This window comes from Photorhabdus aegyptia, assembly GCF_000612035.1.
In the GTDB taxonomy this organism is placed as follows: Bacteria; Pseudomonadota; Gammaproteobacteria; order Enterobacterales; family Enterobacteriaceae; genus Photorhabdus; species Photorhabdus akhurstii.
In genome coordinates this window covers 16,823-35,794 of record NZ_JFGV01000043.1, presented here as the reverse complement: position 1 = coordinate 35,794, position 18,972 = coordinate 16,823, and the positions used below count along the sequence as shown (strand labels likewise).

The window sequence follows — 18,972 nt, the reverse complement described above, 5'->3', positions numbered from 1 at the left end:
TAAAATAATATTTTCTATAACTAAAAACGCAATTAACTGCTTGAATTACCCAATCCAGATTAATGGCACACAAGTTGCCGTTAATACGCCCATCATGATATTGAAAATAAACCAAGCATTGCGACTACGGAGTAACGTCCCTATCAACGAACCAAAACCCGCCCACACCATGCCGCACAAGAAATTAATAAACATCACTGCAATACTGATCACGATGATGGAATAGAGATAGTGATCACCGGCAATACTGTAGCTGCCAACCGCACCCAACCCCATCAACCAGGCTTTGGGATTTAAAAACTGCAACAACCAACCTTGATACCACCGTACCGGCTTGATAACAGCGCTGTCTTTGGTATCCAGACGCCGGTAACTGGCCGTTGCTGTTTTCCATGCTAACCACAGCAAATAGAGGCTACCTGCTATTTTCATCACCGTGTGAATAGCAGGATAGACCAACAGTAACGCCGCTATTCCGAAAGCAGCCAGATATAAAATCGTCTGCATGCCCAAAACAACGCCAAAGAGCAAACCCAAAGAACGGGTAAAACCGAAGTTAGCGCCTGATGAAGTCAACAACATGTTGTTTGGACCCGGGGTAATGGCAGAAATAAACAAAAAAGTCGTTAATGAAAAAATCAGGCTTGCTGTCATGAAGCGTTTCCTTTCATCCTGAATAATGGCGTTTCCCTTTCACAGAAAATATCAGTATGTTATTCACCATACAAGATAACTAATCAATTTAACTCGAAACCATTATGACCGATATCTTTCGTCCTCTAACCGGAGCCAGTAATCCGCATTTGCAGACATTACTCCCGCGTCTGGTGCGGCGGTATCCTGAACTGCAACCATATTGGCAACGACTTAATTTACCGGATAACGATTTTGTTGATCTGGCGTGGAGTGAAGATCCCGCCACCGCAGCACATAAGCCGCGACTGATCCTGTTTCATGGTCTGGAAGGCAGTTTCCACAGCCCTTATGCCCACGGTTTGCTCCATATCTGCCAAGAAAAAGGCTGGCTTGGGGTTGTCATGCATTTCCGCGGATGCAGTGGTGAACCGAACCGCCAAAAACGTCTCTATCATTCCGGCGAAACAAGCGATGCCCGTTATTTTCTGAGTTGGTTAAAACAGGCCTACGGTGATGCGCCCACCTCAGCCGTAGGTTATTCAGTCGGCGGTAATATGCTGGCCTGCTATCTGGCAGAAGAAAAAACAAACGCCCAGATCAATGCTGCCGTCATTGTTTCCGCCCCTTTGATGCTGGAAGCCTGTTCTTCTCGGATAGAAAAAGGATTTTCCCAGGTTTATGAACGCTATTTACTTAATAGCCTGAAACGTAATGCCACCCGTAAATTGTTACGCTACCCCGGTTCACTCCCCATAAATCTGTCTCAGGTAAAAAGATTGAAACATATTCGAGAATTTGATGAAATTGTAACCGCAAAAATTCACGGTTTTAAAAATGCAGCGGACTACTACCGCCAGTGCAGTGCTCTGCCGCGTCTGCCTGATATTACTGTGCCACTGTTGATTATTCATGCTAAAGACGATCCCTTTATGGCACCGGAAGTTATCCCTGATCTCAAAATGTTACCCAAAAATATTGAATACCAAATGACAGAATATGGTGGACATGTCGGCTTTGTCAGTGGTTCGTTGAAGAAACCACAAATGTGGCTGGAACAACGCATCCCAAGTTGGCTGTCATCTTATCTGGAGCAACCACAATGATTATTCCATGGCAACAACTGGAACCAAACACTCTGCTAAATTTGATAGAGAGCTTTGTCCTGCGGGAAGGCACTGATTATGGCAAAGATGAAAAATCGCTGGAGCAGAAGGTCACTGACATACGCCGTCAGTTGGAACGGGGAGATGTTATGCTAGTGTGGTCTGAACTGCATGAGAGCATCAATATTGTGCCAAAAGAAATGTTCCATTCTTAACATTATGGAGTTTACTGTATGTCCGCCAAACATCCGATTATTGCAATTACCGGCTCTAGCGGCGCCGGAACCACCACCACCAGTTCAGCTTTCCGTAAGATTTTCCAGCAACTTAACATCAGTGCCGCACAAATAGAGGGGGATAGTTTCCACCGCTATACCCGCCCTGAAATGGATGCCGCAATCCGTAAAGCCAAAGAGCAAGGCAGGCATATCAGTTATTTTGGGCCGGAAGCCAATGATTTTGGCATGCTGGAAAAAACCATGATTGATTATGGTGAAACCGGTGAAGGCCGCCGTCGGAAGTACCTTCATACCTATGACGATGCCGTCCCTTACAATCAGCTCCCCGGTACATTTACGCCGTGGGAATCTTTACCCAAGCAGACCGATGTACTGTTTTATGAAGGTCTGCACGGCGGCGTTGTCACACCACAACATAACGTTGCCAGTCATGTTGATCTGCTAGTGGGAGTTGTGCCGATTGTCAACCTTGAATGGATACAGAAACTGATCCGCGATACCGGAGAACGAGGGCACTCGCAGGAAGCCGTGATGGATTCCGTCGTGCGTTCTATGGATGATTATATCAACTACATTACGCCACAGTTCTCGCGCACACATATCAACTTTCAACGTGTCCCTACCGTTGATACATCCAATCCATTTTCAGCTAAAGCCATTCCATCATTGGATGAAAGTTTTATCGTCATCCGCTTCCGTGATCTGACTCAAATTGATTTCCCATACTTGTTAGCCATGTTACAAGGCTCATTCGTTTCAAGCCTTAATACCATCGTGGTCCCTGGCGGAAAAATGGGATTAGCAATGGAATTAATTATGACGCCATTGGTACAGCGACTGCTGGAAGGGGGAAAAATTAGTTAATCAGCGCCTGAGATAAATCGAGAAAATCCGGCAGTTAAAATTTACATCTTATATTATTCAGTTAAAAAAACAGGTAACTGAGATATTAGTTACCTGTTGTTATTTTCCAACCAAGAAATAATTTTTCAATCTATATCTTTAATTTCAAAACTGTGAGTAATTTCAACTGATTTCCCCAACATCAATGAAACAGAGCAATATTTTTCCGCGGACAACATGACGGCACGTTCCACCGCTTTATCTGTCAAATCCTTACCCGTAACAATAAAATGCAGATTAATATGAGTAAACAAGCGTGGCGCCTCTTCACGACGGCGGGAAGTTAATTTTACTTCACAATCTCTTATGTCGTACCTGCCTTTCTGCAAAATAGAAACTACATCAATCGTACTGCAACCACCGGCTGCCATTAATACCATTTCCATTGGGCTCGGCGCCTTATCGCCGGCATTACCATCCATCATGATCTGATGACCGGAAGATGACTCCCCCAAAAGAGACAATCCTTCAACCCATTTTACCCGCGCTTGCATAAATACCTCTTAAGTCGTTCTTTGCATTCAAGCCTACTCTTTCAGTATTAAACTGGCAATCTAATGAGCAGTTTAATATGCTGAAAACAATACAAGACAAGACAGAAGCCTTTTCCTGTGTTAAAAACAGAAGTGGGCCAGGTATATATAGGTTAAGATCAATACGTAAGGTTCAAATTTCAGATAACCTATATAAAAACCTTATCTGTCAGTTTTTCAACAAACAATATGTTAAGCTAGTGTCTTTATAAGCCAGCCTGACGAGAAACTTTTAGATTCTCGTGTTATTTAGGCAGCGATAACAACAGAGGATGAAACGAATGGTTCTCGGCAAGCCACAAACAGACCCGACTCTTGAATGGTTTTTGTCACACTGCCATATTCATAAATATCCATCTAAAAGTACGCTTATTCATCAAGGCGAAAAGGCAGAGACGCTTTACTACATCGTAAAAGGCTCTGTTGCGGTTTTGATTAAAGATGAAGAAGGCAAAGAGATGATCCTCTCCTATTTAAATCAGGGGGATTTCATTGGTGAACTTGGATTATTTGAAGAGGGGCAAGAGCGTACAGCCTGGGTACGGGCCAAAAGCGCCTGTGAAGTGGCTGAAATCTCCTACAAAAAATTCCGTCAACTGATTCAGGTAAACCCGGATATTTTGATGCGTTTATCTGCCCAAATGGCAAACCGTTTGCAAACAACTTCTGAGAAAGTCGGTAATTTGGCTTTCCTGGATGTTACCGGCCGGATTGCCCAAACTTTATTGAATCTGGCGAAACAACCAGATGCAATGACCCACCCGGACGGAATGCAAATCAAAATCACGCGTCAGGAAATTGGTCAGATTGTTGGCTGTTCCCGTGAAACGGTTGGTCGTATTCTGAAAATGCTAGAAGATCAAAACTTGATCTCCGCACACGGTAAAACTATTGTCGTCTACGGTACACGTTAACGCTTGATTAATCAGCGCATAATCCTGCGCTGATTTTTCTTGTACTTAATTACACCAACTGATTAATTGCCTGTTCCAGCCGTTCCATGCCCTGAGCAATCTCTTCTTCACTGATAATCAACGAAGGCGTGAAACGCAATACATCACCACCCGCACTCAACAACATCAAGCCATTTTCAGCCGCCAGTTGCAGAATATCTTTTGCTTTTCCCCGATACGGCGCTTTGAGTTCAGCGCCAATCAGCAGGCCCTTTCCTCGGATTTCACCAAATATCGAATATTTCTGATTAATATCATTCAGAAAATTCACTATCAAATTATGGCGTTTTTCAACTCCCGCCAGAACCGTTGGTGTATTGATAATATCAAAAGCAACATTTGCAACCGCACAAGCCAACGGATTACCGCCATAAGTTGTACCGTGAGTTCCCGGCGTCATCGCCGAAGCAATATTCTCTGTCGTCAGCATAGCGCTGATAGGAAAGCCATTTCCCAATGCTTTTGCTGTGGTAATGATGTCCGGCGTAACATCATAATGCATATAAGAAAATAGTTTACCGGTACGCCCCATCCCACTTTGTACTTCATCAAACACCAACAATACCTGATGCTTATCGCAAAGCTCACGCAACCCACGAATAAATGCCGGTGCTGCCGGCGTAACTCCCCCTTCTCCCTGAACAGGCTCCAATACAACAGCACAAGTATGGTCATCTATGACGGCCTTCACTGCGTCTAAATCATTAAAAGGCACATGAATAATATCCGCGGGTTTTGGCCCAAAACCATCAGCATATTTTGGCTGACCACCCACAGAGACGGTAAATAAGGTGCGACCATGAAAACCCTGATGAAATGCGATAATTTTGGTTTTATAGGGGCTGTGACGAGTAATTGCATAGTGGCGAGCCAGTTTAAGTGCCGCTTCATTCGCTTCCGCTCCTGAATTGGCAAAAAATACCCGCTCAGCAAAAGTCGCATCAATCAGTTTCCGCGCCAGAATCAAAGCGGGTTCATTGGTGAAAATATTACTGATATGCCAAAGTTTCTCCCCTTGCTGCTTCAAAACATCCACTAACGCAGGATGACAATGGCCCAAAGCCACAACAGCAATCCCCCCCGCAAAATCAATATACTCTTTCCCTTGTTGATCCCATACATGACTACCTTGCCCTCTCACCGGAATAAACTGCGCCGGTGAATAAATTGGCAACATAACTTGATCGTATGTGTTTCTATTTACTGCGGCATGCCCCTTCATTTTCCCACCCGTTTTTTATATATACACCATTCAGAAGTGAAATTATAATCACTGAATATGCATAAAAAATCAAAGATGGGCAAATGAAAAAGGTGGATAAATGAAGAAATTATCGATATCTGGTTAATATCTCAGAAAGTTGCTCAGTAACTGGTGACCTTGTTCACTGAGAATACTTTCAGGATGGAACTGTACCCCTTCCAACGGTAGAGTGCGATGACGAATGCCCATAATTTCATCGACATTGCCATTATGCTGGCTCCATGCGGTGACTTCAAATGAGGCCGGTAATGTCTCTGCGGCAATCACCAATGAATGGTAACGCGTCGCGGTTAATGGCCGGTTAAGACCTTTGAACACACCTTGCTGATTATGGTGAATAGCAGAAGTTTTTCCATGCATCACTTCCCTGGCTTTTACCACGCTGGCGCCAAACGCCTGCCCAATTGCCTGATGCCCAAGGCAAACACCAAGAATCGGCAATTTATCCGAAAAATGAGAAATCGCCTCCAGAGAAATTCCGGCTTCATTTGGGGTACAAGGACCTGGGGAAATCACCAAATGAGTAGGCATCAACCTCTCAATATCTTCAAGTTGCAATTCATCGTTGCGCTTAACTAAAACATCTGTACCCAATTCACAAAAATATTGATATAAGTTATATGTAAAAGAATCATAGTTATCTATTATTAGTAACATAGGAGTCTATCCTACTCATTTTTATCGCTGTATTTGTTGCCCTGCCACTCCTGCAATTTGTTTATCCTGCACAACATGGCTCCAGGTAAAACGGCCTCGCGACAACGGGGCGGCTATCATAGCACATCAATATTTGTAGCATAGTATAACAAAATAGATGGCTATTTTTTCCTCAATCAACCTACTCTCATACCCTACAAAACATAGGCTCTATTTTGATATTCAATAAGTAAAGGTAATTGTTATGAAGACAAAACTGATTATAGCATCTCTTTTTTTACTGTCCTTCTCCACGCTGGCTGTGACTAAAACTGCCAACATTTTCTTCCCGGAAAAAGGGGTGGTTTGTGATAAAAAAGGAAAATATTGCGCTGATCAACAAGGGGTATCGATAAAATTAACCGAAAGGTATTTAGGGAAAAAAGCCGCAGGACGCCTGAAAAAAGAGTTTGGTGATGGGCAATATATTGACTTTTCATCTTACACTTTAAGTAATGGGGTACATTGTGAGAGTAAAGAGAAAAAATGTTACAAAGACAGATATTATCCACAAACCGAAGTAAATAAAGAATTTACCCAAAAGATGTATGAATAACGGCGAAACTGGCCTTCATTTAATGCAGGCCAGTTTTTCAATCTGATGAGAGTTAACTAGAAACTACCACAATCAAGATAATAAAATTAAGGAATAATCTCCGCAGATAGAATAACGACAGGCTTAACCGGCACATTCTGATATGGACCAACGTTTCCCGTTTTGACTTGAGAGATTTTATCCACAACATCCATGCCTTTTACGACCTTACCAAATACTGCATAACCAAAGTCACGCTGACCGTGATCAAGGAAAGCATTATCCGCTACATTAATAAAGAATTGGCTGGTAGCACTGTCTTTATCGGCGGTACGTGCCATAGAGATAGTTCCGCGTAAATTACGCAGTCCATTATCTGCCTCATTTTTAATAGCGGCTTTAGTCGCTTTTTGCTGTAAATCTTTGGTAAAACCGCCACCCTGCACCATAAATCCAGGGATTACCCGATGGAAGATTGTATTGTTGTAATAACCCTCATTGACGTATTCAATAAAGTTTTTCGTTGTAATTGGCGCTTTCTGGTCATTTAATTCCAGTTCAATATTACCCTCCGTTGTGGTCAGCTTCACATGGGTTTCTCCCACAGCCAAAGCCAGAGGCGCCATTGCGCTCAGAGAACATGCAGTTACAAGTGCTACTAAAATACGTTTAAACATTCTGGGTTCCTATATTATTAAGGTCAACAACACAAATTAAATCAATTCTAATAATCTCTTCAACATCGTGCTCAATATTTACCTACATTTACGCTATCAATCGACGGGGGCTTTAAAGAAAAATTTATCCTTGCAATAATAGGTTAGATTTTATTTCACAAACCGGATCATCATCGCTAACAAAATAGCAAGCTCAGTTCAACCCATCAGAAATATGTCATTATTTTTAATCCTGTCAACCAACAGTGGCTATCGGTATAATCTCCTTTGCCATATATTCAGTGCATTTCTCAGGGAGATAATCATTTTGACCATCAAAAACCACAACTATCATATGACCCGTTTTATCACGAGCGCACCTGATATTCGCCATCTGCCTCAAGATATGGGCATTGAAGTCGCGTTTGCCGGTCGCTCAAATGCAGGTAAATCTAGCGCTCTGAATGCTCTGACGAACCAGAAAAGCCTCGCCCGTACCAGTAAAACGCCTGGCCGAACGCAACTCATCAATTTATTCGAAGTAGAAGAAGGTATTCGCCTGGTTGACTTACCGGGTTATGGTTATGCCGAAGTGCCGGAAGAGATGAAACGCAAATGGCAAAAAGCATTGGGTGAATATCTGCAAAAACGCGAATGCCTGATCGGACTGGTCGTACTAATGGATATCCGTCACCCATTGAAAGATCTTGATCAGCAGATGATCCAATGGGCAGTCACAATGCAAGTACCGGTTATGGTGTTGTTGACTAAAGCCGACAAACTGGCATCCGGCGCCCGTAAAAGTCAACTGAATAAGGTCCGTGACGCCCTGCTCGCGCTTAATGGGGATATTCAAGTGGAATATTTCTCGGCCCCGAAAAAAATCGGTATTGATAAACTACAACAGAAACTGGATATGTGGTTCAGCCAGAAAGCCGCTCAAGTTGAAAACCATAGTTAATCCATCCTTTCTTTATACACTTACGTGTTAAATTCAGTTGAAAAAAATGCCCCAGTCAAAATTGACTGGGGCAGCTAATATTCAGCTAAATCCGATTACGTGAAGTAAAAGGTCTGAAAGATAGAACATCTTACCTCTGTACCCTACGCCAATAACTCTACCCTATTTTATTTATTAGAAAAAGCCTTTTTGTAATTTATTTTCATAAATTATCTCGATTCAGCTAGGAATTTTGCTCATTTTGACACCATGAAATGTAGTTTAATTACATATTTATGCGATCTGGATCTAAATATGCATTACATGGACAACAAATCAGTACTAATGCGTACAAAAAATATTACATTAGCTATGTTGACCTTACAGCAACACATGAACTTAAAACCACCCAGGAACCGTTTCACATTACACTTATCTACCCTTTCATTCTGCAATTACCCAGCTACAAGATATCGGTCAAAGAAGGAGAAACCATAAGAGCCAAAACCAGGATTGAAATTGGATCACATAGAACCACAGATATTCCGAGATAATATCAGGGTAAAAACATGTGAGGATGACTCAAAAGAAGAAATTTATATGATTTATCTGATCCTTAGTTGCCATGCAAAAAAGTCATTATTAACGATGAATTCGAAACTTATGCGTAGGGAGGAAAGATGATTTATATAAGTATTATTTAAATGAATAAACTAAAATAACGTTAAAACAAAAAAATCTAATTTAGAAACAATCGTTGTATCTCCCCAGTTAGAAAACTAGGGAAACACGAATAAACTGGATACAACTTGTTTTATTTCAAATACTTAAACAAATACCAAACATAATATCACAGCTCATGAGAGCTTTGTTTTGCAAAAATATATCAGCCATACAATCATCTGATAGCTTTTTCTTATTACACTTTTCCACATTAACCAATTAATATTACTTAATTAAAGTAGCAATATAACTTAGCCCACAAAGGGTAAGTGTCACTGTACAGACTCCCTGCGGGCAAAGGTAAATCCAATACAACCTTATCAGGAGAGCAATATGAACCAACATGATAACTCATCACCAAACACAAGTAATGATAATAGTTCTTCTTGGGAAGGATATGCATTTGAAGATAATTGGCCACTTTATTGGAAAAAATATTCATTTAACAGCAACAACAGAGTTATTGCATCTACTCTCTCAGCAACTGCCATGCTATTGAAAAATGGTAGTGTCATCGCCTGGGGGAATACAAGGTTTGGCGGCTATGTTCCGCCTGAAATTGCTCAACTACGGGATATCGTCAGCCTGAGTTCAACAACTTATGCTTTTACAGCGCTACGAGCGGACCGTAGTGTGGTTATTTGGGGAGACATCGACCCAGTTTCACCCGAAATTACCCGACTAAAAGATATCGTCAGCCTAAGTTCAACCCCTTTTTATTTCATAGCGCTACGAGAGGACCGCAGCATAGTTGCTTGGAGCAGTATAATAATTCCACCCGAAATTGCCCAACTAAAAGATATCGTCAGCTTGAGTTCAACAACTTTTTCTTTCGCAGCGCTACGGGCGAACCGTAGCGTAGTTGCCTGGGGAGATCTGAGTTCTGGTGGTAATCTCCCATCCGAAATTGCCCAACTACAGGACATTGTTAGTCTACGTTCAATAGGAGGGGGATTCGCAGCCTTACGGGCAGACCGTAGCATGGTTGCTTGGACCAGCGGCATAATAGCCTCACCCGAAATTACCCAACTAAAAGATATCGTCAGTTTGAGTGTAGCTAGCTATGCATTCGCGGTGCTGCGGGCAGATCGTAGCGTAGTTGCCTTGGGAAGTATAATTCCACCCGAAATTGCTAAACTGAACGATATTGTCAGTCTGAGTACGACAAATCAAGCATTCGCGGCGCTACGGGCGAACCGTAGCGTGGTTGCCTGGGGACTTCCGGATCATAATGTCTGTATCCCACCCGATATTGCCCAACTACAGGATATTGTTAGCTTGAGTACAACAGCAGATGCATTTACAGCTTTGCGGGCGAATCGCAGCATAGTTTGCTGGGAAGATTCGGGTAAGGATAATCGAGTTCAAATTCCATACGAGATTTCTCAACTAAAAGATATCATCAGCCTAAGTTCAACAGAGGGAGCATTCGCAGCGCTGCGAGCAAACGGTAGTGTAGTCGCCTGGGGACACGGACAACATGGTGGTTATGTTCCCCCCGAGATCGCAAAATTAAAAGATATTGTCAGTCTGAATTCAACAGCCACTGCTTTTTCAGCTTTGCGAGTAGACGGCCGGAGAGTCGGCTGGGGCGGAGGAGATCTTTTAGAACATGGCGAATATAATTAGCTGGCTATTAGACATTATATTTTCATCACAAATAAGAAGACCATTGATATCCCTAAACGAAAGCGGCCCCCCAACTTAGCCCGTAAGGGTAAGCAAGTTTCACGACAACAAACTCCCTATGGGCAAAGGTAAATCCGATACGACCTTATCAGGAGAGTAATATGAATCAACCTAATGATTTCTCACCAGATATAAATACTGACGATAGTTTTATAAAACAATACTGTAAATCTGCAAGATATAGTAATGATAGTAACATTGATCATAATAATAGCTATATTGTCACCAATGAAAGAGTAACCGCCATGTTATTACAAAATGGCAGTGTAATCACTTGGGAAAGCCCCTTTTACTGGTGGGACGGTGACAATCATGGCAGCCTAATCCCCCCTGAGATTATTGCATTGCGAGATATCACCAGCTTGAGTGCAACTAACCGTGCATTCGCAGCGCTACGGGCAAATCATAGCGTGGTTGCCTGGGGAGATGAGAATTATGGTGGTCAGCTCCCACCCGAAATTGCCCAACTACAAGATATCGTCAATCTGAGTTCAACACGTGGAGCATTCGCAGCTCTGCGGGAAGACCGCAGTGTGGTTTCTTGGGGAGATCTTTATTTAGGCGGAAGAATGCCACCCGAAATTGCCAAATTGAAAGATATTATCAGCCTAGGTGCAACACAATTGACATTTATAGCTATACGGGAAAATGGCAAGAGAGTAGCTTGGGGAGGCGGTGACACCAGAGCACATGGTGACTATGATTAGCAGAACTATTAAACATTGCTGTTTATGGTGAACAGTTCAAAAAAGGCTGAGCCAAATACATAGCTCAGCCATCGCGGGTTAACTCAGAATATCAATGCGCCTGATCCCAATTGTCACCGATACCTACATCTACTTTCAATGGAACATCAAGCACCATACTCTTCTCCATCAATTCACGAATTTTCTGTTCTGCATTTTCAAGTTCTGATTCATGAACCTCAAATACCAGCTCATCGTGCACCTGCATAATCATACGAACTTTCGGCGCTTCACTGACAATCCAGTCATCCACCGCAATCATCGCTTTTTTGATGATATCCGCCGCAGTTCCCTGCATTGGCGCGTTAATAGCTTCACGCTCTGCTGCCTTACGGCGCATGGCATTGCGAGATTTGATATCTGGCAGATAAAGACGACGACCATCCAGCGTTTCAACGTAACCCTGCCCTTCCGCTTGTTTACGAGTACGCTCCATATACGCCAATACCCCCGGATAGCGCTCAAAATAGAGATCCATATAGCGTTGAGCTTCACCGCGAGGAATACCTAACTGACGGGAAAGACCAAATGCACTCATTCCATAGATCAAACCAAAGTTAATCGCTTTGGCACTACGGCGCTGCTCACTGGTTACTTGTTCCAACGGCAAACCAAAGACTTCCGCCGCCGTTGCCCGATGAATGTCTTTCCCCTCAGCAAAAGCCTTCAACAACCCTTGATCTTGAGACAAATGAGCCATTATCCGCAACTCAATCTGAGAATAGTCAGCGGCCATAATCCGATAACCTTCAGGAGCCACAAATGCCTGACGAATGCGGCGGCCCTCTTCATTACGGACAGGAATATTTTGCAAATTAGGATCACGTGAAGAGAGACGCCCGGTTGCCGTTACCGCTTGGTGATAAGAAGTATGCACCCGTTTGGTCAGCGGATGGACCATTTGTGGTAGTTTATCGGTGTAAGTGGATTTCAATTTTGCCAACCCACGATGCTCTAAGATCACTTTCGGCAATGCATGGGTATCTGCCAACTCTTCCAATACCTCTTCATTAGTGGATGGCGCACCATTTGGCGTTTTCTTTACCACCGGCAATTGCAATTTTTCAAACAATATCGTCTGTAACTGTTTTGGCGAAGCCAGATTGAAAACCTCACCTGCTAATTCGTGTGCTTCTTTTTCCAACTCATCCAGACGAGCAGTAATCTCTTTTGAATGCTCAGCCAAAATATTTGCATCAATGAGTACACCTGTACGCTCCATGCGGGAAAGCACCATAACCAGTGGCATTTCTGTATTCAGGAATACTTTTTCTAGCGTCGGCGCTTTCTCCAATTGCGGCCACATAGCCTGATGCAGCAATAAAGTAACATCTGCATCTTCTGCGGCGTACATTGCGGCCTGTTCCACCGGGACTTGATTAAAAGTGAGCTGATTTTTACCTTTACCAGCAATCTCTTCAAAAGTCGTGGTCTTATGATTCAAATGACGTTCAGCCAAGCTATCCATATCATGCCGACCCATGCCTGCAACGCTATTAAGTACGTAAGATTCCAGCATAGTATCGTAAGCAATGCCTTGCAGTTCAATGCCGTAACGCGCCAACACGCCACGATCAAACTTAATATTCTGACCAATTTTCAGCAGGTTACTATCTTCAAGCAGCGGTTTTAATGCCGCCAACACAACTTCTCTGTCAAGTTGTTCAGGCGCTCCCAGATAGTCATGGCCTAGAGGTAGATAAGCTGCATCGCCGGCAGAAATCGCAAATGACACTCCCACCAGATTAGCAGTTAAAGTATCAAGGCTGTCAGTTTCAGTATCAAAAGCAAAAACCAGCGATTTTTTCAGTTTCTCAATCCACTCATCAAAGCTTTGCTGATTAAGAATAGTCTGATAATTATCAGAAGAGAGTGTGGCCGCCGCAGATTTATCCTCCGTCGGAGATGATTCATCATTGCCAGTGGATACCGGTTTTTTGCCTTTCTCTGCCAGCCAATCACCGTTTGCCACATCACTTAACCAGCGTTTAAACTCATAACGAGAAAACAACTGATGCAGCTTCTCCGTATCAAGCTCTTTGACTGACAAAGCAACGCAGGTTTTATCCAACTCAACATCGGTTTTGATAGTTGCCAGTTGATAGGAGAGATAAGCGACATCTTTATGCTGCACCATCTTATCCGCCAGCGTTTTCGCCCCACGGAAACTGAGCCCGGCAATTTTATCCAGATTGGCAAAGATATCATCCATGCCACCAATCCCTTGCAGTAATCCCAGCGCGGTTTTTTCTCCTACGCCAGGTACGCCAGGAATGTTGTCAGAAGAGTCTCCCATTAATGCCAGAAAATCGATAATCAACTCTGGCGGCACACCATACTTTTCAACGACCTCTTCCGGCCCCAAAATGGTGTTATTCATGGTATTGATAAGAGTGATATTTGGCGTTACCAGTTGCGCCATATCTTTATCGCCAGTGCTGATAAGTACCGCACGTCCCTCTTTTTCTGCTTGTAACGCCAAAGTCCCGATAACATCATCAGCTTCTACTCCTGGCACCACCAGCAATGGTAATCCCATAGCTTCGACCATCTGATGTAGCGGTTCTATCTGAGTACGCAGATCATCCGGCATAGGAGGACGATGAGACTTATACTCAGCGAACAATTCATCACGAAAAGTTTTGCCTTTAGCATCAAATACCACCGCTACATGGCTTGGTTTGTACTGCATTATCAAGCTGCGTAGCATATTCAATACACCATACATGGCTCCGGTCGGCTCCCCTGCGCTATTTGTCAGCGGAGGGAAAGCATGATAAGCACGATAAAGGTATGAGGAGCCATCAACCAAAATCAGGGGATTGTCTGCTATCTGAGCCATAAATCTTCTTCATTATCTGTATTTGTTACGGGTGTGATAAGGAAATAGGATGCCACAGCAAGAAGTAGGAAACGAACTTTATGTGAATTTTCTTTTGAAACCCGATTCTGATATTCACATCCTGCTATAAAATCTGTGGATAACTTTGTGTATAGATATTACAAGTTTTATTTAGGTATTGATCGTTGATAAAAAAAACTTATCAACCTTAGGTAAAAAATCAATGACTTATAATCTTAGTCATAAAACTGTCATATTGCCTTATAGATCACGGAGTTGTGGATATAACCAGAGTTTGTTTTACATAAAATCTTTTTAGCATGCATTGTGCCAAAGATTCTCAAGTTGGTGGGTAGGCCGTTTGTGATGTAACTTACTTTTGCCTTACCAGAAGTTGTTCGATTTCAATGTCAATTCTTGCTTTTTTATATCCTTTATATAAGCACGTGAGTAGTGTTAAATATGAGTGAAAACGAGATTTACAGACGCATAAAGCTTGCTTTTGACAAAGCGCCAAGAAACCAGTTTACGGTTGAGTTACATTTGCAAATGCTCAAACATGCCGACGAATTAAAACACATTATAGCGAGGGAGTTTTGTGAAGGTGTAAGTCTTCACCCGAGCTTCGGCACGGAGTTTAGTAAAATACGTAATTTGACCTCTCATCTTAAAGCTGCTGGTCTTGACACGAATCTTCTTTGAACAAAATATTTTTGGAAGGGGGTATTAATGAGTGACGACACTTTTGAATATGGCAGCCGGTGGCTCAAGACGGATTTTCACCTCCATACCCGTGCGGATAAAGAGTTCAAATACACGGGTGCAGATAACGACTACGTGAATCAATACGTACATTCGCTAAAAGATGCCGGTATTGGCCTTGGTGTGATTACCAACCATAACAAATTCGATATGCCTGAATTTAAGAGTCTGCGCAAAAAGGCCCAAAAATCCGGCATTGGTTTGCTGCCCGGTATTGAACTCTCGGTAAAAGATGGGAAAGCGGGTGTACATACCCTGGTAGTGTTTTCCGATGAGTGGATAAGCAACAAGGAGCAAAAAAACTATATCCAGGACTTTCTCACTGTCACCTTTACCGGGAAAGCTAATTTTGAGCAGGAAAATGTGCATTCGAATCACGATATTCTCGAAACCATTAAAATCTTGGATGGTTATCACAAAGACTATTTTTTAGTTTTTGCTCATGTGGAAGCACCCAACGGTTTATGGGGTAGTTTAACGCCGGGTCGGATAAAAGAACTTTTCGACAATGCTTCTGTTCGATGCAGAGCTTTGGCTTTCCAAAAGGTTCGCACCCGAGATGAGCGCTCTAAGATCCAGCAAGCACTGGGTGACTTATATCCTGCTGAAGTGGAAGGTTGCGACGCCAAGAACCTTGCCGATATGTCGGCCAGAAAGGAAGCCAGTTATCTCAAACTCGGCGCGTTCAGCTTTGAGGCCGTAAAATTTGCCTTGCGGGATAAGACATCTCGCGTACAAGCTAAACTACCTGACTATCGCCATTCATTTATTCGTAAAATCAGTTTTGAAGGTGTGGGCACCTTAGGTGGCACTGAAATCTGTCTATCGCCGGAACTGAATACTTTGATTGGTATTCGTGGCAGTGGTAAATCTTCCGTATTGGAAGGCATTCGCTATGCCCTGAATATCCCGTTTGGCGATAAGTCCTCTGACATTGAATATAAAGAAGGTTTAGTAAAGCACCTGCTATGTAGTGGCGGAAAGATCACTATCGACGCGATTGACCGGCGAGGCCAGCCTTACCAGATACGCCGTATATTAGGTGAACGTCCTGATGTATATGTTAACGGGCAATTACAGCCAGGTGTGTCGATTCGAGAAACCGTCCTACATCAACCCATTTACTTTGGTCAAAAAGACCTGTCGAGCACTGGCGCTGGATTTGAAAAAGACCTCATTGAAAAGCTGGTTGGGGAAGCTTTAATTCCTGTTCGCCAAAAGATAGAGCAAGGCCGTCAGCGCGTAGTGGATGCTATTGATCAGATTAAACGTTTAACCCGTGATGCCTTGCAGAAACAAGAGTGGCTGCAAAAAAAGCAGGATGTTGAGTTTAAGTTAAGGTTTTACCAACAACACGGCGTAGAAGCCAAACTGCAAAAGCAGATTGATTTTGATCGGGATGAGCGCAAAGCGCAGCAGATGATCCAAGGGGCACAGCATTATCTGACCGAGCTAAATAGCTTTATTGCCAGCTTTGAAGATGAACTGAAAAACCAGATTCTGTATAAGTCAGCACAGAATAAGCCTTTTTTTGATGGCTTTTTTGCGGTCTATCAACAGTTGCTTACTGGCTTTGATGAAATTAAGCAAGTGGCTGGAAGTGATCAAGCGACAGTTCACCAATTGCAGCAAAAGCTGGCGGGCTTTCAACAACAAAAACAAGCGTTGAAAGAAGAATTTGCGGAAATCGAGCGCAAGTTAGCCAGTGAGTTTCAACAAGCGGGTGCACAAGCAATCAGTCCGCAAGAGTTTAAGCAGTTTAAAAGTCAGCTCGATCAGGCTGAGCAAATGCTGGTGGTATTGGCCAAGAGTGAGCAGCAATATGCGGATTTGAATCAAGGAGTTGAACGGGAATTGGATCAACTTAATAACCTTTGGTTTGAAGAATACTGCGCTATTGAGCAAGTGCTGAATAAAATCAATCGAGTGGATTCGCCGTTAAAAATTGCGCCGAAATTTAAAGATAACAAAGCGGCCATGCTCAAGCATATTCAGGATTTATACCGCGGTAGCCATATTCAAGAAGCTACATTGAAAACAGTGGTGGACAAGTTCAGCGATTTTGGCGCGGTATGGCGAGAAAAAGATAAGTTGAAAGCGCTGCTTGGTGGTTCGTTCGATACCTTCTGGCAGCATTTTGAAGATAATCTAGACGCTTTGCTGACTTGGCAGGTGCCGAATGTTTTCACCATTGAATACCACGGTAAGACTCTGGCTCATCATTCATTAGGGCAGCGCGCATCTGCATTAATACTGTTTGTTCTAAACCAACAAGAAAATGATGTTGTGATCATCGACCAGCCAGAAGACGACTTGGATAACCAGACGATCTATGACGATGTTATCAAGCTCATTCGTGAGTTAAAGCCAAAAACGCAGTTCGTCTTTGCCACTCATAACGCCAACATTCCAGTGTTAGGCGATGCTGAGCAAGTCATCGCCTGTGAATATCAGGATGATCATATTAATATTGTCAGTGGCAGCATTGACTGCGCGGATGTTCAGCAGCGTATAGTCGGTATTATGGAGGGTGGTGCAAAAGCCTTCGAGAAACGTAAACAGGTATATGAAGCATGGAAACCCAAGAACTCTTAGCAATAATTGCACGTGATGAAGATAGCCGTCATCAATTTAAAGCAGACGTCAACAATGCATCTTCGTTGGGTGCCGAAATGGTAGCGTTTTCCAATGGTACTGGAGGCTTAATTCTCATTGGTGTTAACAATGGCGATGGGTCTCGATCTGGATTGACGAGAGAAGATATCGGTCGAATTAATCAAGTCATAGCGAATGCTGCTACAAATAATGTTCGCCCCCCAATAAATCCTGTTACTGAAAACATTCAACTCCCCGATGGTCTGGTCATTGCTGTACATATAGAGCAAGGCATCAGTAAACCTTATATGGATACTCAGGGCTATGTTTGGGTGAAAAATGGTTCTGATAAGCGAAGGGTGACTGCTCGCGAAGAGTTGCAGCGAATGTTTCAGGAGGCGGCACTGATTCATGCAGATGAGACACCGGTAAGTGGTACGTCAGTAGCCGACATCGATCAGGAGTTCTTTGATTCGTTTTTTGAGGGTGAATACGGAGAGAGGGTTGAGGAGCAAAGTGTATCTCGCTCTCAGCTTTTAGAAAATATGAATTTGGCTAAAAATGGTCAATTGAATATTTGTGGTACTTTGTTGTTTGCATCGCGACCTCAGATTCGTCTTCCTGTTTTTATCGTAAAGGCTGTTGCTTTCCCCGGCGTGGATATTGAAGATGAGCACTATATTGATAGTCAGGATATCAATGGCAAGCTGTCGGATGTGTTCCAAAAGGTGCTGGGGTTTGTATTGGCAAATATACGACATATTCAAAATAAGCAAAGCTTTAACTCACTTGGCGAGCCTGAAATCCCGAGGATTGTTTTAGAAGAACTGATTTCCAATGCGCTTATTCATCGCGATTACTTTGTGTCAGCCCCCGTTAAAGTGCTGGTTTTTGCAGATCGAATTGAAATTATTAGCCCCGGCCACTTACCCAATAATTTAACCATTGAGAACATCAAGATGGGGAACTCTAATATTCGTAACCCAATCTTGGCTTCATTTGCTTCTAAGGTATTGCCATACAGAGGCTTGGGAAGTGGTATTAAACGTGCAATCAAAGCATACCCAGATATTGAATTGATTGATAATAGGGAGGGGAATACATTCAAAGCTATCATTAGCCGAATGCTACCCGATGAGTGACGCCAAATCATTTCA

Annotated in this window: 18 protein-coding genes; 11 read left to right on the top strand and 7 right to left on the bottom strand. The window is 43.0% G+C overall.

Annotated elements, in window-relative coordinates; all coding sequences use genetic code 11:
* Window positions 1-45: 45 nt before the first annotated feature.
* Window positions 46-654, bottom strand: coding sequence for a LysE family translocator (locus BA1DRAFT_RS14005; protein WP_036780252.1), 609 nt, complete (start codon window positions 652-654; stop codon window positions 46-48).
* 104 nt (window positions 655-758) lie between these two features.
* On the opposite strand from BA1DRAFT_RS14005, the gene BA1DRAFT_RS14000 reads away from it, so the two are divergent.
* From BA1DRAFT_RS14000 to BA1DRAFT_RS13990, 3 genes are read left to right on the top strand one after another with little or no spacing between them, the layout of a single operon-like run.
* On the top strand, window positions 759-1,739 hold the full coding sequence (locus BA1DRAFT_RS14000) for a hydrolase (protein WP_036780250.1): 981 nt from the start codon (window positions 759-761) through the stop codon (window positions 1,737-1,739).
* Entirely contained in the window at window positions 1,736-1,954 is a 219-nt protein-coding gene (locus BA1DRAFT_RS13995) for a YheU family protein (RefSeq protein WP_036780247.1), read from the top strand. The genes BA1DRAFT_RS14000 and BA1DRAFT_RS13995 overlap by 4 nt, the downstream gene beginning before the upstream one ends.
* Before the next feature lie 18 nt (window positions 1,955-1,972).
* A complete protein-coding gene (locus BA1DRAFT_RS13990; protein ID WP_036780244.1) occupies window positions 1,973-2,842 on the top strand; it encodes a phosphoribulokinase in 870 nt (289 codons plus the stop codon).
* Window positions 2,843-2,967: 125 nt separating this feature from the next.
* Here BA1DRAFT_RS13990 and BA1DRAFT_RS13985 read toward each other — a convergent pair whose 3' ends face one another.
* Window positions 2,968-3,375 carry an OsmC family protein gene (locus BA1DRAFT_RS13985; protein ID WP_036780242.1) on the bottom strand — a complete coding sequence of 136 codons (408 nt, stop codon included), beginning with the start codon at window positions 3,373-3,375 and terminating at the stop codon, window positions 2,968-2,970.
* A 320-nt stretch (window positions 3,376-3,695) separates the two neighbouring features.
* On the opposite strand from BA1DRAFT_RS13985, the gene crp reads away from it, so the two are divergent.
* Window positions 3,696-4,328, top strand: a complete 633-nt coding sequence (gene crp, locus BA1DRAFT_RS13980) for a cAMP-activated global transcriptional regulator CRP (protein ID WP_010848517.1) — start codon at window positions 3,696-3,698, stop codon at window positions 4,326-4,328.
* A 49-nt stretch (window positions 4,329-4,377) separates the two neighbouring features.
* Here crp and argD read toward each other — a convergent pair whose 3' ends face one another.
* Both argD and BA1DRAFT_RS13970 read right to left on the bottom strand, forming a co-directional pair.
* Window positions 4,378-5,589 (bottom strand): bifunctional acetylornithine/succinyldiaminopimelate transaminase, encoded by a 1,212-nt coding sequence (argD, locus tag BA1DRAFT_RS13975; RefSeq protein ID WP_036780239.1) that lies wholly within the window; start codon window positions 5,587-5,589, stop codon window positions 4,378-4,380.
* A gap of 123 nt (window positions 5,590-5,712) precedes the next feature.
* A complete protein-coding gene (locus BA1DRAFT_RS13970; protein ID WP_036780237.1) occupies window positions 5,713-6,288 on the bottom strand; it encodes an aminodeoxychorismate synthase component II in 576 nt (191 codons plus the stop codon).
* A gap of 244 nt (window positions 6,289-6,532) precedes the next feature.
* On the opposite strand from BA1DRAFT_RS13970, the gene BA1DRAFT_RS13965 reads away from it, so the two are divergent.
* Window positions 6,533-6,883 (top strand): YcgJ family protein, encoded by a 351-nt coding sequence (locus tag BA1DRAFT_RS13965; protein ID WP_036780235.1) that lies wholly within the window; start codon window positions 6,533-6,535, stop codon window positions 6,881-6,883.
* Between the two features lie 86 nt (window positions 6,884-6,969).
* Here the strand turns inward: BA1DRAFT_RS13965 and ppiA are convergent, their stop codons facing one another.
* Window positions 6,970-7,539, bottom strand: coding sequence for a peptidylprolyl isomerase A (gene ppiA / locus BA1DRAFT_RS13960; protein ID WP_036780232.1), 570 nt, complete (start codon window positions 7,537-7,539; stop codon window positions 6,970-6,972).
* Window positions 7,540-7,846: 307 nt separating this feature from the next.
* On the opposite strand from ppiA, the gene yihA reads away from it, so the two are divergent.
* Window positions 7,847-8,479 carry a ribosome biogenesis GTP-binding protein YihA/YsxC gene (gene yihA, locus BA1DRAFT_RS13955; protein WP_036780230.1) on the top strand — a complete coding sequence of 211 codons (633 nt, stop codon included), beginning with the start codon at window positions 7,847-7,849 and terminating at the stop codon, window positions 8,477-8,479.
* Window positions 8,480-8,560: 81 nt separating this feature from the next.
* Here the strand turns inward: yihA and spfP are convergent, their stop codons facing one another.
* Window positions 8,561-8,608: a small protein SpfP gene (gene spfP / locus BA1DRAFT_RS24825; protein WP_438361642.1), complete on the bottom strand. Its 48-nt coding sequence runs from the start codon at window positions 8,606-8,608 to the stop codon at window positions 8,561-8,563.
* Between the two features lie 906 nt (window positions 8,609-9,514).
* Here spfP and BA1DRAFT_RS13950 point away from each other — a divergent pair.
* Together BA1DRAFT_RS13950 and BA1DRAFT_RS13945 are read left to right on the top strand one after the other, a co-directional pair.
* A complete protein-coding gene (locus BA1DRAFT_RS13950; protein ID WP_036780228.1) occupies window positions 9,515-10,810 on the top strand; it encodes an RCC1 domain-containing protein in 1,296 nt (431 codons plus the stop codon).
* Window positions 10,811-10,971: 161 nt separating this feature from the next.
* Entirely contained in the window at window positions 10,972-11,577 is a 606-nt protein-coding gene (locus BA1DRAFT_RS13945) for an RCC1 domain-containing protein (RefSeq protein WP_051560794.1), read from the top strand.
* 91 nt (window positions 11,578-11,668) lie between these two features.
* Here the strand turns inward: BA1DRAFT_RS13945 and polA are convergent, their stop codons facing one another.
* Complete coding sequence (gene polA / locus BA1DRAFT_RS13940) at window positions 11,669-14,458, bottom strand: DNA polymerase I (protein WP_036780226.1); 2,790 nt, start codon at window positions 14,456-14,458, stop codon at window positions 11,669-11,671.
* A gap of 462 nt (window positions 14,459-14,920) precedes the next feature.
* On the opposite strand from polA, the gene BA1DRAFT_RS24115 reads away from it, so the two are divergent.
* Genes BA1DRAFT_RS24115 through BA1DRAFT_RS13925 form a run of 3 tightly spaced genes read left to right on the top strand, consistent with a single transcriptional unit; the run spans window position 14,921 to window position 18,957 of the window.
* Complete coding sequence (locus BA1DRAFT_RS24115; protein ID WP_036780224.1) at window positions 14,921-15,160, top strand: HTH-like domain-containing protein; 240 nt, start codon at window positions 14,921-14,923, stop codon at window positions 15,158-15,160.
* Between the two features lie 27 nt (window positions 15,161-15,187).
* On the top strand, window positions 15,188-17,815 hold the full coding sequence (locus tag BA1DRAFT_RS13930) for a TrlF family AAA-like ATPase (protein ID WP_036780222.1): 2,628 nt from the start codon (window positions 15,188-15,190) through the stop codon (window positions 17,813-17,815).
* Window positions 17,794-18,957 (top strand): RNA-binding domain-containing protein, encoded by a 1,164-nt coding sequence (locus tag BA1DRAFT_RS13925; protein WP_036780220.1) that lies wholly within the window; start codon window positions 17,794-17,796, stop codon window positions 18,955-18,957. The genes BA1DRAFT_RS13930 and BA1DRAFT_RS13925 overlap by 22 nt, the downstream gene beginning before the upstream one ends.
* Window positions 18,958-18,972: the final 15 nt, after the last annotated feature.

Coding starts and splice junctions, on each gene's coding strand:
- BA1DRAFT_RS13930 (WP_036780222.1), top strand. CDS start 15,188: ATGAGTGACGACACTTTTGAATATGGCAGCCGGTGGCTCAAGACGGAT.
- BA1DRAFT_RS13970 (WP_036780237.1), bottom strand. CDS start 6,288: ATGTTACTAATAATAGATAACTATGATTCTTTTACATATAACTTATAT.
- crp (WP_010848517.1), top strand. CDS start 3,696: ATGGTTCTCGGCAAGCCACAAACAGACCCGACTCTTGAATGGTTTTTG.
- BA1DRAFT_RS14000 (WP_036780250.1), top strand. CDS start 759: ATGACCGATATCTTTCGTCCTCTAACCGGAGCCAGTAATCCGCATTTG.
- BA1DRAFT_RS13950 (WP_036780228.1), top strand. CDS start 9,515: ATGAACCAACATGATAACTCATCACCAAACACAAGTAATGATAATAGT.
- BA1DRAFT_RS14005 (WP_036780252.1), bottom strand. CDS start 654: ATGACAGCAAGCCTGATTTTTTCATTAACGACTTTTTTGTTTATTTCT.
- BA1DRAFT_RS13985 (WP_036780242.1), bottom strand. CDS start 3,375: ATGCAAGCGCGGGTAAAATGGGTTGAAGGATTGTCTCTTTTGGGGGAG.
- polA (WP_036780226.1), bottom strand. CDS start 14,458: ATGGCTCAGATAGCAGACAATCCCCTGATTTTGGTTGATGGCTCCTCA.
- BA1DRAFT_RS13965 (WP_036780235.1), top strand. CDS start 6,533: ATGAAGACAAAACTGATTATAGCATCTCTTTTTTTACTGTCCTTCTCC.
- BA1DRAFT_RS13925 (WP_036780220.1), top strand. CDS start 17,794: ATGGAAACCCAAGAACTCTTAGCAATAATTGCACGTGATGAAGATAGC.
- argD (WP_036780239.1), bottom strand. CDS start 5,589: ATGAAGGGGCATGCCGCAGTAAATAGAAACACATACGATCAAGTTATG.
- ppiA (WP_036780232.1), bottom strand. CDS start 7,539: ATGTTTAAACGTATTTTAGTAGCACTTGTAACTGCATGTTCTCTGAGC.
- BA1DRAFT_RS13945 (WP_051560794.1), top strand. CDS start 10,972: ATGAATCAACCTAATGATTTCTCACCAGATATAAATACTGACGATAGT.
- BA1DRAFT_RS13990 (WP_036780244.1), top strand. CDS start 1,973: ATGTCCGCCAAACATCCGATTATTGCAATTACCGGCTCTAGCGGCGCC.
- BA1DRAFT_RS13995 (WP_036780247.1), top strand. CDS start 1,736: ATGATTATTCCATGGCAACAACTGGAACCAAACACTCTGCTAAATTTG.
- BA1DRAFT_RS24115 (WP_036780224.1), top strand. CDS start 14,921: ATGAGTGAAAACGAGATTTACAGACGCATAAAGCTTGCTTTTGACAAA.